The organism is Kitasatospora sp. NPDC085895, from assembly GCF_040702125.1.
Taxonomy (GTDB): domain Bacteria; phylum Actinomycetota; class Actinomycetes; order Streptomycetales; family Streptomycetaceae; genus Kitasatospora; species Kitasatospora arboriphila.
In genome coordinates this window covers 129,408-141,588 of sequence record NZ_JBFBJY010000009.1, presented here as the reverse complement: position 1 = coordinate 141,588, position 12,181 = coordinate 129,408, and the positions used below count along the sequence as shown (strand labels likewise).

Genomic DNA, 12,181 nt, shown 5'->3' with positions numbered 1-12,181 from the left:
ACGCGCGGTGGGTTCGGCGAGGTGGACGGACTCCATCGGCTGCAGGCGGGCGGTGGGTTCGGCCAAGGGGACGCCGCGCTCCATGGGCTGCAGACGCGCGGTGGGTTCGGCGAGGTGGACGGACTCCATCGGCTGCAGGCGGGCGGTGGGTTCGGCCAAGGGGACGCCGCGCTCCATGGGCTGCAGACGGGCGGTGGGCTCGGCGACCTCCCATGCCTCGGTCGGCTGCAGCGCGGCTTCCTGAAGGCGGGGGCTGCTCACGGTTTCGCGCAGTACGGCGTGAGCCTGTTCTGCGCCTGTCTGCTCATCCATGGGTTCGTCCAGTTCGTGCCGGCCGTCCGCCCGCTCGTGGGAGCGGGCGGACGGCGGTGGGAAGGCTGCGGGGTGTGCGGCGGTCGTACGACGGCAGGTCGGTTACGAGGCCGCACCGCCCGGGGCGGCACCGTCCGCGCCGCCGGAGGTGGCGAGGCGGGCGAGTGCGGCCCGCAGGAACGGGCTCGGTACCTGGTAGCCGCCCTCCTGACGGAGCGGGGCTCGCTCGGCGGGCTTGTCTGCGCCGTCGGCTCCCGACCCCGTGCCGGTGGCGGCGGAGGCCGCCGGGGTGTCGTCGTCCGGGCGGCCGCGGCGAGCGGCGACGGACCGGGCGCGGTCGAGGTAGTCCTCGTCCGGCGAGGAGGACGTGCCGGTGCCCTCGTCCCGGGAGCCGTGCGCCGGCCGCTCGCCGCCGGACGCCGCGGACCCGCCCTCACCACTGCCGCCACCGCTGCCGTTGTCGGAGCCCGTGGCCGTGTCGGTGGCGGCGCCGTCCGTGCCCGCTTCGGGACCGAGCAGGGCGGTGGTCAGCTGGTTGAGCAGGGTGTTCTGTTCCGCCGGAGTCTCCGCGCCCGCGGCGGCCGGGGCCTGGGGGGCCGGGCCCTCGGTGCGGGCGGAGTCGAGCCAGCGGCGCCGCATCCGCTCCCAGTGGCGGTCGCCCTCCTCGTGCCGGACGGCCTGGCCGGTGATGCCGCGGTCGCCGAGCAGCGTCTCGTCCTCGTCCTCCGGCCCCTCGCAGCCGAAGCGGGTCGGGCGGACGAACCGGTTGCCGCCGCGCTTCTCGCCGCGGCCGCCGGCGCCGCCCATGCCGCCCGGGGCGTGGGCCCCGGCCATGCCGGCGGGGCCGGTGCCGCGGCCGGTGCCGGTGGAGCCGGCCTCGGAGCGGCCGTACCCGGCGGCACCGGTGCCGCCGGCCCGCAGGCCGCCCTCCGCCCCGCCGAGGCCGCCGGCGCCGAGTCCGGCCCGGGTGGCGTACCCCTTCGCGGAGGCGCCTGCGCCCAGTGCGCCGACACCACCGCCGCCGCCGAGACCGCGGCCTCCGGCCGCACCTCCGCCGAGGCCACCGGCACCGCCGACGCCGCCGAGGCCGCGGGTGCCGCCCGGGCCGCCTCCGAAACCACCGACGCCGCCGGGGGTCAGCGGCTTGAAGGCGCCCGCGGTGGAACGCGTTCCCCCGGTGGCGCCGCCGACACGGCCGCCGAGCCCGCCGATGCCGCCGAGTGGCAGCCCGCCGATCGCTCCGCCCGGCCCTCCGATCGCGGGGCCGCCCGGGGTCGGGGGGTTCCACGGTGCGAGGGTGCCCGAGCCGCCGCTGCCGCCCGCACCACCGAGGGAGCCGGAGGAGCCGGGCAGGTCGGTGAGACCGGCGAGGCCGAGACGGGGGGTCAGCGGCGAGAAGACGGGTGCGCCGCCGGCGCCGCCGGCCGAGCCGCCGCCACCACCGAGGCTGCCCGAGAAGGGGACGGGTGCCGGCGGCTGGAAGGGCTTCAGTGCGCTGAGTTGGGGCTTGTACGCGGCCGCGCCGCCCGCACTGCCTGCGCCGCCCGCGCCGAACCCGTCGCCGGGTGCTCCGCCGCCGAAGCCGGCGCCGGGCATGCCGGGGGAGGGCATGCCCGCGGCGGGGTCGAACGGCGCGGAGAGCGGTCCGGAAGGCATCGCGGGGCCGGGGCCGCCCGGCAGGGTGGCCAGCGAGTCGATCCCGGTGGTGGCGGTGGGGTGCAGCAGGCTGGTCGGGTCGAGTGCGGTGTTGGGGCCGGTGGTGCGGGTGGGGGAGGTGCTGTCGCTCCCGCCGGATCCGCCGAGGCGCGCCACCTGTCCGGCGCTGGTCATCCGCTCGACGTGTCCGGCGCTCTGGCGCAGCATCGTGTCGATGCCGGTGCCGACCTGGCCGACGTAGGTGTTGTAGGTGTCCGCGGCCGTCTTGATGCCCTCGGACTGGGCGATGTCGTCGTGCTTCCCGGCCGGATTCTGCTCCATGTACTCCTTGGCGTACTGGAGTTCGCGCACCATCTCGGACTTGGTCTGGCTGACGGCCTCGTGCGCGCCGCGCAGCGACTGGGCCATCGCGGCACCGGCGTCGAGGGTGGTCGCCGCGTGCGACTGGTCGCTGCCGGCGTACTTGTGCAGGTAGCCCTGGAAGCTCTCGGCCGCGGCGCCGGACATGTTGGCCATGGCGCGGTTGGCGTTGGCGACGATGGTGCGGATGGCGGGTTCGGCGGCGGCGGTCCACGCCTCCCAGGCGTCGGCGAGTTCCGCCAGTAGGTCTTCGTTCGCGTCGGGGAAGACGACACCGGATCCGTGTTCGTTGCTCTGGACGACCTTCAGCACTTCGGCGAGGTCGGGCGGCAGCACGATCATGACGAGTCGCTCTCTTGGGCTGGCCGGCTGGCCTGGGACTGGGGACCCGAGTCGGCGGGGGACGCCCGCTCGGACTCGATGTTCTTGGACATGTGACGATGCGTCAGGCGGATCGGCGCCGGGGCTGCGCGTCCGGAACGGCAGGCTCAGATGAGCATGTTGCGTCCCCCGCCGTGCAGCGGCGGCGGGTCCACGTCGTCGTCCGCGTGCGAGTTGTACGAGAGGTCGGGGGCGTCGGGGGTGTGGAAGGCGGGTTCGGGGGTGTGGTGCGTCGGCAGCGTGACCGGCTCGGGGGGCCTGATGCCGTCGACGGCGCGCAGCGGTTCGGTGGCCGGTATGCCGTCGACGGCGCGCAGCGGTTCGGTGGCCGGTATGCCGTCGACGGCGCGCAGCGGCTCGGAGAGCGGTAGGCCGATCGTCGCACGGTGCGGTTCGGAGACCGGTACGCCGTCGACGGCGCGCAGCGGCTCGGTGGCCGGGATCCCGTCGACCGCGGTGAGCGGTGACGCCGGGGTGCCCGGGACGGTCGACAGCGGGGTGGTGGAGACCGGTGATGCGAGGGTGCCGGCCTCGGCGCCGCGGCCGCCGTTCAGCCGGGTGAGCTCGGCGGTCTGGGTCGCCTCGGTCTCCCGGTAGCGCTGCACCATGAGTTCGAGGTTGGCGGCCATCTGCGCCGAGTTCTGCAGGTAGGCCTTGACCCCGTCGAAGACCTGCTTCTGGTGCTCGGGGAGCCCGCCGACCGAGGAGGTGCCGCCGGTCAGCGACTTGCCGACGGCCTCGCTGCCGTAGGCCGTCGGCTTGATCTGGTTGATCACCGCCTCCAGCCGCGCCGTCGGCGCCTCGAGGTCGTCGAGCATGGCCCGGATCGCCTTGGTGGCCGCCTCCACCTCTTCCAGGTCGATCTTGAAGGACGACGAACCGCTCATGATGTACCCCCACCCCAGTTCCGCCAGGCTCTCGCCTGTCTGTGCCGGCCGCACTGGCGTGCCGCCGGTGGGCCGGCCCGTCGCACGGCGGGCCGGCCCTTCGGTCGATCGGTCGTGACCGTCGGCGTGCCGCTCAGAGAGCGGTCGCGCCGTCCGGGCCGACCGTGTACAGGCCCGTGTCGCCGAACGCGATCGCGAGCGGGACCCGGTCCACCTCCGCCTCGTTGAGCAGCGCTCCGCTGGTGACGTGCCACAGCCGCAGCACCGCCTGCTGGTCGCCGCAGGCCAGCAGGGCCTCGCCGTCGAGGTCCTGCAGGGTGACGCTGCGCACCGCGGCGCCGCCGCCGGCGAACTCGCCGACCGCGGTGCCGTCGTCGGCGTTCCAGATCCTCAGGACGCCGTCGGCGCCGCCGGCGGCCAGCACCTCGCGGCCGCCCACCCGGCCGAAGGCGAGGACCTCCACCGGGCCGGCCGTGCCCGCGAGTTCGAGCAGCGGGAGGCCGAGCGCGGCGTCCCACAGCCCGACCCGGCCGGCCGGGCCGCCGGTGGCGACGACCTGGTGGCCCGCCACCTCGCCGGCTGCGAGGGCGGTGACGCCGTCGCGGTCGGCGGTGAAGCGGCGCAGCTGGGCGCCGGCGAGCGCGTCGCGCACCCGGACCGTCCCGTCCTCTCCGGCGGAGACCAGCAGTGCCGGTGCGTCGCCGACGGGCGGGCAGAAGGCGAGGCCGGTCACGGCCCCGGTGTGCGGGGTGGGCAGCGGCAGCTCGGTGCCGGTCCGGGCGTCGAGGCAGCGGACGGCGCCCGAGGCGGTGCCGCAGACCAGGACCGGCCCGTCGTCCGCGGGGCACACGGCGAGCGAGGTGACCGGGCCGCCGTCGGCGGCGGCCGTCCAGGGGCCGGGGCCGCCGGCCGGGTCCAGCAGCCGGACGGTGCCGTCGCCGTGGCCGGCGGCCAGCCGGGGCGGGCCGTCCGCCGCGAGGACGGTCAGCGCGTTGACGGGGTGGCCGCCGCCCGCCGCGAGTTCGGTGAGCCGGGTGAAGCCGGTCGGGTCCCACAGCGTCACGGCGCCGTGTTCGTCGCCGACGGCGAGCACCTGGCGGCCGTCGAGGTGCAGCGCGGCGAGCGCGGTGAGCCAGCCCTGGCGGGCGGGGCGGCCGCCGACGGCGGTGCCGGTGTAGACGTCCCACAGCCGCAGGGTGCCGTCGAGGGCGCAGGAGGCGAGCAGCGGGTCGCCGTCCGGCTGCAGGAAGGCCAGGCCGGTGACCGAGGCGGAGTGGCCGGTGAGGACGGCGACGGGCTGCCCGGTGGCGAGGTCCCACAGGCGGACGGTCGCGTCGGCGCCGGCGGAGGCGAGCACGGCCTGGTTGCCGAGGGTGAGGACGGCGAGTGCGGTGATCCGGTCGGTGTGGCCGACCAGCAGGTGGAGCTGTTCGCCGGTGGCGGTGTCCCAGACCCGGACGAGGCCGTCGGTGCTGCCGGCGGCGAGCAGGTCCAGGTCGGCGCAGCGGGCGTGGCAGAGCGCGGCGGCGCCGGCTCCGGCCACGGGCAGCAGGCCGAGGCCACGGCCGTCCGCGGTGCGCCAGGCGCGGATCTCGCCGGCCCGTCCGGCGGAGAAGGCGAGCGGGACGCCGTGCACGGTGGCGGCGGCGACCGCCTGGGCGCCCTCGCCGCCGGCCGTGCCGTGCAGCAGTTCGCCGCTGACGGCGTCCCAGACCTGGACGGAGCCGTCCTCGCCGCCGACCGCGAACAGCTCGCGGCCGTCGGCCGGACCGAGGGCCACCGCGGTGGGCAGGACGCCGGCGTCGGTGCCGGACCCGCCGAGTTCGGTGCCGTCCTCGAGCGCGGTGAGTCCGAAGCCCTCACCGGGCCTGGCGAGTGCGTAGGCCGGGCGGCCGCCGACGGATCCGACGGCGGCGGCGGGCCGGCCGGTGCCGGCGGTCGGCTCGGCGGGGTCGGGTTCCGGCTGGTCGAGCTGGACGAGGGAGGAGGGCAGCAGGCCGGCGGCGGCGGGGTCGAGGACCTGGGCCGCCAGTACCTCCAGCGCGCGGGCGATGCCGGGGACGGGGACGCCAGCGGCGTCGTCCCAGACGGCGTCGACGCCGGACGGCATTCCGGTGGCGAACAGGCGACGCGCGGGTGTCGACCCGGCGTCGGCACCGGCGGTGACCTGGGCGTTTCCCGGTGCGGCGGATGAGAGCGCTTTCACGACCCGTGTCAGGAAGACCCGGTCGACGCGACCGCTTCTGAACGCGCGGGCGCCGGCCGCGACGCGCTCGACCCGGAACTCCCCGGTCGCCTCGACCGCGAGGTCGATCCGGCCGCCCGCCGGGCCCTCGGCGGGCGCGGTGAGCCGCAGCAGCTCCGAACCTCCCCCGGGTGCCGTCTCCGTGGACGGCGAAACAGCTCCCCCCGACATCAGGGTCCCCTCCCTCTCGACGGGCCAGCCCGTCCTCGTGCGTGCCATGCGGAACGCCCCGTTTGCCTGACGCTACGTCAGAAAGATGTCAGCACAGGTCCTCGGGTGTGAGCGTCGCGTGTACGGCGTCGTGCAGCGCCTGCGTCCGCGAACTGCGGAACAGTCCGGGCCGGAATCCGGCGCGGCGGAATCCGATGTAGGCACCAACCACCTGAACAGGCATGTTATCTGCCGCAGCGTACGCGTCAATCCGGCCCAGGCCGAGCTGCTCGAAGCCGAACCGGCAGAGCAGGCGCAGCGCGGAGGTGGCCGTCCTGAGGCTCCGTGCCTCGGGCAACAGCCAGACCGCCGCCTCCGCGGCACCCTCTTCGGGTCGCAGATCGACGAGTTCGGCCCAGCCCACGGCGCGGCCCTCCGTGACGGATGCCACAGTGAAGTACGCCGCCCGGTCCAGCGCCCAGAGGCGCGCCGGGATGTCGGCGAGCCAGCGCGCGGCCGCGTCGAGGTCCTGATGGGGGATCACCCCCTGCATGAACTCGCGGACCAGCGGGTCGCGGGTGCCGGCGAGGACGGTCGCGGCGTCCGCGGCCTCGGGCCGGCGGAGCACCACCGTGCCGTCCGCCAGTTCGGGTACGGGCAAGGAGCTCAGGCGACGCACCGTCAGACCTCCTTGCCGCTCTGCCCAATCATACGATCATCCTGCCGAAACCTCGGGCATCCGCCGATCGGCCGAAACGCCACCCGCCGACCGGCGGGCCGCCCCTCCCGCCGAACGGAGGGGTGACCCCCGCCGAACGGCCTGGGCGGTACACGACCGGTTCGCGACCGCTCAGCCGGTCCGCGGCCGGGCCCCGGACCGGGCCGCCGCACACGGGCCGGGAACGGCCGTGGCCGGACCCGCTCCTGCAGGTCCGGCCACGGCGACGCCCGCGCGGCACCGTCCGGCGGCGCCGTCGACCAGCGATCGACCGGCGAAGTCCGGCGGCGCCGTCGGTCAGCGAAGTCCGGCGAAGAGGTCGTTCTCGGGCACGGCCGCACCCGTGGTGTCCTGCACCCGCACGAAGGTCTCCGTGCCCATGAGCTCGGTGAACCGCTCCTTGCCCATCTTCAGGAAGAAGATGTTCTCGCCCTGACTGGCGTGCGCGGCCAGCGCGTCGAACTTCCGGTCGCCGAACGCGGTGGTGTCCACCCAGGTGGTGATCTCCTCGTCGGGCAGGCCGATCTCGGCCAGGGCGGCGGCCTCCGCCGGGTCCGGCTCCTCCCAGTCGCCGCCGAACTCCCGCATGACCTCGCCGAACCGCTGCATCTGCGAGCGCGGAGCCGTCGTCCAGTACACCTTGGGCGTCATCCCGGTCATCTCCAGCGCCGCCATCGTGATGCGGTTCGCCTGGATGTGGTCGGGGTGGCCGTAGAACCCGTTCTCGTCGTAGGTCACGACCACGTCGGGCTTGTACTGCTTCAGCAGTTCGGCGAGGCGGGCGGCGCCCTCCTCCACCGGCGTCCGCCAGAACGAGCCGGGCGCGTCGTTGGCCGCCCAGCCCATCATCCCGGAGTCCGCGTACTCCAACAGCTCCAGGTGGCCGATCCCCAGGACCTCGCAGCTCGCCCGGAGCTCCTCGCGGCGCATCGCGGCCACGGCGGCCGGATCGTGCCCGGGATCGCCCGGCTTGACGCCCCCCGGCCCGTCACCGCAACCGCCGTCCGTACACGTGACGAGCACCGTGCGGATGCCCTCCGCGGCGTACCGCGCGAGCACGCCGCCCGTCCCGGTGGCCTCGTCGTCGGGATGCGCGTGCACCGCCATCAGCGTCAACGGCCGTTCAACCATGATCGTCCTCCAGTTCGGGATCTGCTCCGGCCCCAGTCTGCGGCAGGCGGGCTGGCGACCGCGCACAATATCCGGCGACCGCCCGCGCCCGGGGCCGGCCGCGTCCTCGGGGGAGAGTCGGTGGCGTGAACCCGACAGATCCTCAGGCTATGGTCCCCCCCACACATTCTCAGTCGGCGTCGTGCCGCCGGGCGGTCGACCCGGCAGGCCGACCCACGGCTGCCCGCAGCCTCGTTGCACGGCGCACGGCGCACGGCGCACGGCGCACGGCGCCGCAGGTCGGGTGGGCCCCGCCGCTCCGGCTTCCGCCGTGCCGTCTTCGTGAGAGGTCCCCCCACCCGTGGTCGATCGCCGTTTCAGCATCCTGTCCGAGGGCTTCGCCGCAGCGCCCCACCGGTACTACGGCTGGCTGCGGGACCGCGCGCCGGTGCACCACGAGCCCGCCGTGGACGGCTACTTCCTCTCCCGCCACCAGGACGTCCGACGTGTGCTGGGCGACCACGAGACGTTCAGCACCGAGACGCTCCAGGTGCGCGCCGAGCCCGTGATGCGCGGCCGGGTGCTCGCCCGGATGACCGGGGCGGAACACACCGCCAAGCGCGGAATCGTCGTCCGCGCGTTCACGGGGCCCGCCCTGCAGGAGCAGATCCGCGCGGTCCGTGCCAACGCGGCCGAGCTGGTCGCGCCCTTCCTCCCCGCGGGCGGATCGACCTCGTCAACGACTTCGGCAAGCCGTTCGCCGTCCGCGTGACGCTGGACGTCCTGGGCCTCGACAAGGAGGACTGGCAGCAGGTCGCCCACTGGCTGGGCGGGGTGACCGAGTTCGTCACCGGCCTGGTCCTCACCCCCGAGCGCCGCCGCCACTGCCTCGACTGCGCCGAGCAGTTGGAGGCCCACCTCGCCCCCGTCGTGGAACGCCGCCGCCCCCCGGCGACGACCTGGTGTCGATGCTGTGCACGGCCGAGTTCGACGGCATCGCCATGAGCACCCGCGAGGTCACCGCCCTGGTCGTCAACGTGCTGCTCGCCGCCGTCGAACCCGCCGACAAGACGCTCGCCCTGCTCTTCAAGCACCTGATCGACCATCCCGGGCAACTGGCGCAGGTCCGCCGGGACCCGGCCATGCTGCTCGCCGCCGTCGACGACCTCGCCCGCGACCCGCGCGGGGCCCGCGCCCGGGAGGCGCTGACCGCCGGGTACTTCTCCGGCGCACCCACCCGGGAGGCCGCCGCCCGCCGTCCCGGCCTCCCGTACGGCACCTACCGGCGCCACCTGCGGCACGGCCTGGACCTGCTCTGCGAGGCGCCGTGGCAGCAGGAACTGCACGGCCCGGCGGCGGGAGCGCTCGTGACCGACGACACCGGGGGAGGGGCGGCGGCCGCGGCCCGGGCCGGTGCGGGAAAGCTCCACCCGCGACTGCGTGTCGCACACGGCCGGCTCCGTTCGGTGACGACAGGGTGGGTGGGAGAGAGCCCCCGTTCGAAGGAGCGAACGTGCCCGACGTCACCACCCCGTACCCGACCGGCACCCCGTGCTGGGTCGACCTGATGGCCAAGGACCAGCAGGCCGCGCTGGACTTCTACCGCGACCTGCTCGGCTGGCAGGGCACGCCCGGACCGGCCGAGTTCGGCGGATACGCGGTCTGCGAGCTCAACGGCCGGGCCGTGGCCGGCATCGGCCCGGCGATGGCACCCGAGGGCATGCCGGAACCGCCGACCGTGTGGACGAGCTACCTGGCCAGCACCGACGCGCAGGCCACCCAGGACGCGATCGTCGCCGCGGGCGGCACCCTGCTCGTCCCTGCGATGGACGTCGGCGACCTCGGCCGGATGCTGATCGCCGCCGACCCGCAGGGTGCGGTGTTCGGCGTCTGGCAGCCCGGCGAGTTCTCCGGCGCCCGGGTCACCGGCGAGGCCGGTGCACTCGTCTGGAACGAACTGCACACCAGCGACGTCCCGGCGGCCACGGCCTTCTACGGCGAGGCGTTCGGCATCGAGATCGAGCCGATGGACGGCGCCGACTCCTACTGGGAGCTGCGGGTGGGCGGCCGCGCCGTCGGCGGCGTCACCCTGCTCGCCGACGACCCGCCCGGCACCCCCGCGCACTGGCTGGCCTACTTCGCGGTCGACGACGTCGACTCCACCGTGGACGCCCTGGTCAAGCGGGGCGGCACCGTGCTGGCCCCGCCGTTCGACATGACGGCCGGCCGGATGGCGGTGGTCGCCGACCCGCAGGGCGCGCCCTTCGCCGTGATCAAACCGCAGCCGCTGTAGGCCCCGGCGTGCACCGACGCCACCGCCGGCCCGCCCGCTCCCCGGGCGGGCCGGCCCGCGTGGCCGCCCGGGGACACCGGTCAGGCCGGCGGGTTCGGCCGGGTCAGCCCCGTGTCGTACGCGAAGATGACGGCCCGGACGCGGTCCCGGGCACCGATCTTCGCCAGTACCCGGCCGACGTGCGTCTTCACCGTCGACTCCGACAGCACCAGGCGCTGCGCGATCTCCCCGTTCGTCCAGCCCCGCCCGACCGCCACCAGGATCTCCCGCTCCCGGTCCGTCAGTGCCGCCAGCCGCGGCTCCTGCTCGGCCGCGTCCGGCGGCCGGCCCGGCAGCCGGTGGGCGTAGGCGTCGAGCAGGCGCCGCGTCACCGCCGGCGCCACGACGGCATCCCCCTCGGCCACCGCCCGGATCCCCGCCAGCAGTTCCTCCGGGCGGGCGTCCTTCAGCAGGAAACCGCTCGCCCCCGCACGCAGCGCGGCGTGCGCGTACTCGTCGAGGTCGAAGGTCGTCAGCACGAGCACCCGCGACCGCCCGCCCGCGGCGACGATCAGCCGCGTCGCCTCGATGCCGTCCATCCCCGGCATCCGGACGTCCATCAGCACCACGTCCGGACGCAGCTCCGCGGCGAGCCGCACCGCCTCCGCCCCGTGCCCGGCCTCGCCGACCACCGCGGTGTCCGGCCGGCTCTCCAACAGCATCCGGAAGCCGTACCGCTGCAACGGCTGGTCGTCCACGATCAGCACCGTCGTCACGCCGGACCACCCGCACCGCCGGGGAGCCCCGCACCGCCGAGGAGCCCCGCAGCGTCCGGGACCGGCGACAGGTCGAGATCGGCCACCACCGACCACCCACCTCCCGCAGGACCCGCCACGACCGTGCCACCGTACAGCGCGGCCCGCTCCCGCATCCCCGCGATCCCGTGGCCCTCGCCACCCGGCCGCGGCCCGGCGGCGCCGCCCGGCGGGCCGCTGTCGTCGACCCGCACCCGCAGCCGGTCCCCGTCGACCGCCACCGTCACCCGCGCCCGCGTCTCGCGCCCCGCGTGCTTGAGCGAATTCGTCAGCGCCTCCTGGACGATGCGGTACGCCATCAACTGGACCCCGCGGTCCAGCCCGTCCAGCTCACCCTCGGAACGGTAGGCGATCCGCGGCCCGGCCGCCCGCATCCGCGCACACAACCCGTCGATGTCGGTGATGCCAGGCTGCGGAGCCAGCTCCGGGCCGCCGCCGCCCCGCTCGCGCAGCACCCCGAGCATCCGCCGCAGCTCGCCCAACGCCTGCCGGCCGGCGTCCCCGATCAGCACCAGGGCCTCCCGGCCGCGCTCCGGCGACGCCTCGGCCGCGTACGCGCCGCCGTCCGCCAGCGTGATGATCACCGACAGGTTGTGGCCGACGATGTCGTGCATCTCCCGCGCCACCCGGGTGCGCTCGGTCGCCGCCGCCAGCCGGCTGCGCTGGTCCCGCTCCACCTCCAACCGGGCCGCCCGCTCCCGCAGGCCGGCCAGCTGCGCCCGCCGGACCCGCACCGCGATGCCCAGCGCGACCGCCGCGGTCACCGCGGCGAACAGGAAGAACAGACCGTCCCACACCGACACCGCGGACGACACCCGCACCGCGACCACCGCCATGCCGAGCGTCACCGCGGCGCACGCCCACGCCAGGTCCCGCAGCCGCCCGTGCAGCGCCAGCGAGTACAGCGCCACCAGCAGCGCCACGTCCGCGCGCAGTGCCGTGCCGATCGACCACTGCAGCACGAACACCGCCATCACCACGGCGAACGCGGCCGTCGGCCGGCGCCGGCGCCACAGCAGCGGCAGCACCAGCCCCACCTGCAGCGCGAGCATCGCCGGCACCGGCAGCTCGGTGAAGACGATCCGGTGCTCACGCGGACCCCGGCCGCCGTCGCCGTGCACCAGGTCCGGGAGGCAGAACACCAGGAACACGACGGCCACCACCGCGGTGTCCAGGATCCACGGGTGGCGGCGGTCCACCTCCCGCAGGCGCTGCCCGGCCCGGGCGAGGCGGACGAAGAACGGGTGCCCGGACAGCGGGTCGCCACCCACGGCC

12 protein-coding genes are annotated in these 12,181 nt (G+C 75.7%); 4 read left to right on the top strand and 8 right to left on the bottom strand.

Features of this window, described 5'->3' with window-relative positions:
- The 6 genes from AB0442_RS08620 to AB0442_RS08595 all read right to left on the bottom strand — a co-directional run.
- The coding region (locus tag AB0442_RS08620) for a hypothetical protein (protein ID WP_366161629.1) at positions 1 to 261 on the bottom strand (261 nt) is incomplete at its 3' end.
- A 153-nt stretch (positions 262 to 414) separates the two neighbouring features.
- Positions 415 to 2,670 carry a hypothetical protein gene (locus AB0442_RS08615; RefSeq protein WP_366161627.1) on the bottom strand — a complete coding sequence of 752 codons (2,256 nt, stop codon included), beginning with the start codon at positions 2,668 to 2,670 and terminating at the stop codon, positions 415 to 417.
- A 146-nt stretch (positions 2,671 to 2,816) separates the two neighbouring features.
- A complete protein-coding gene (locus AB0442_RS08610; protein ID WP_366161626.1) occupies positions 2,817 to 3,596 on the bottom strand; it encodes a hypothetical protein in 780 nt (259 codons plus the stop codon).
- 133 nt (positions 3,597 to 3,729) lie between these two features.
- On the bottom strand, positions 3,730 to 6,012 hold the full coding sequence (locus AB0442_RS08605; RefSeq protein WP_366161625.1) for a hypothetical protein: 2,283 nt from the start codon (positions 6,010 to 6,012) through the stop codon (positions 3,730 to 3,732).
- Between the two features lie 88 nt (positions 6,013 to 6,100).
- Positions 6,101 to 6,670: a GNAT family N-acetyltransferase gene (locus tag AB0442_RS08600; protein WP_366161623.1), complete on the bottom strand. Its 570-nt coding sequence runs from the start codon at positions 6,668 to 6,670 to the stop codon at positions 6,101 to 6,103.
- 336 nt (positions 6,671 to 7,006) lie between these two features.
- Positions 7,007 to 7,840 (bottom strand): PIG-L family deacetylase, encoded by an 834-nt coding sequence (locus AB0442_RS08595; RefSeq protein WP_366161621.1) that lies wholly within the window; start codon positions 7,838 to 7,840, stop codon positions 7,007 to 7,009.
- 340 nt (positions 7,841 to 8,180) lie between these two features.
- Between AB0442_RS08595 and AB0442_RS08590 the strand changes: the two genes are divergently transcribed.
- Genes AB0442_RS08590 through AB0442_RS08575 form a run of 4 tightly spaced genes read left to right on the top strand, consistent with a single transcriptional unit; the run spans position 8,181 to position 10,112 of the window.
- Positions 8,181 to 8,591 (top strand): hypothetical protein, encoded by a 411-nt coding sequence (locus tag AB0442_RS08590; protein ID WP_366161620.1) that lies wholly within the window; start codon positions 8,181 to 8,183, stop codon positions 8,589 to 8,591.
- Complete coding sequence (locus AB0442_RS08585) at positions 8,588 to 8,824, top strand: hypothetical protein (protein WP_366161619.1); 237 nt, start codon at positions 8,588 to 8,590, stop codon at positions 8,822 to 8,824. Before AB0442_RS08590 ends, AB0442_RS08585 begins: the two co-directional genes overlap by 4 nt.
- Positions 8,788 to 9,387, top strand: coding sequence for a hypothetical protein (locus AB0442_RS08580; protein ID WP_366161618.1), 600 nt, complete (start codon positions 8,788 to 8,790; stop codon positions 9,385 to 9,387). Before AB0442_RS08585 ends, AB0442_RS08580 begins: the two co-directional genes overlap by 37 nt.
- Positions 9,333 to 10,112, top strand: coding sequence for a VOC family protein (locus AB0442_RS08575; protein ID WP_366161617.1), 780 nt, complete (start codon positions 9,333 to 9,335; stop codon positions 10,110 to 10,112). Before AB0442_RS08580 ends, AB0442_RS08575 begins: the two co-directional genes overlap by 55 nt.
- A gap of 80 nt (positions 10,113 to 10,192) precedes the next feature.
- Here AB0442_RS08575 and AB0442_RS08570 read toward each other — a convergent pair whose 3' ends face one another.
- Together AB0442_RS08570 and AB0442_RS08565 are read right to left on the bottom strand one after the other, a co-directional pair.
- Positions 10,193 to 10,867, bottom strand: coding sequence for a response regulator transcription factor (locus tag AB0442_RS08570; RefSeq protein WP_366161616.1), 675 nt, complete (start codon positions 10,865 to 10,867; stop codon positions 10,193 to 10,195).
- Positions 10,864 to 12,177, bottom strand: coding sequence for a histidine kinase (locus AB0442_RS08565; protein ID WP_366161667.1), 1,314 nt, complete (start codon positions 12,175 to 12,177; stop codon positions 10,864 to 10,866). Before AB0442_RS08565 ends, AB0442_RS08570 begins: the two co-directional genes overlap by 4 nt.
- Between the last annotated feature and the right edge of the window lie 4 nt (positions 12,178 to 12,181).

Bases quoted from the DNA above. Each gene is read 5' to 3' on its own strand.
- AB0442_RS08615 (WP_366161627.1), bottom strand. From the start codon at position 2,670: ATGATCGTGCTGCCGCCCGACCTCGCCGAAGTGCTGAAGGTCGTCCAG.
- AB0442_RS08610 (WP_366161626.1), bottom strand. From the start codon at position 3,596: ATGAGCGGTTCGTCGTCCTTCAAGATCGACCTGGAAGAGGTGGAGGCG.
- AB0442_RS08605 (WP_366161625.1), bottom strand. From the start codon at position 6,012: ATGTCGGGGGGAGCTGTTTCGCCGTCCACGGAGACGGCACCCGGGGGA.
- AB0442_RS08595 (WP_366161621.1), bottom strand. From the start codon at position 7,840: ATGGTTGAACGGCCGTTGACGCTGATGGCGGTGCACGCGCATCCCGAC.
- AB0442_RS08580 (WP_366161618.1), top strand. From the start codon at position 8,788: ATGCTGTGCACGGCCGAGTTCGACGGCATCGCCATGAGCACCCGCGAG.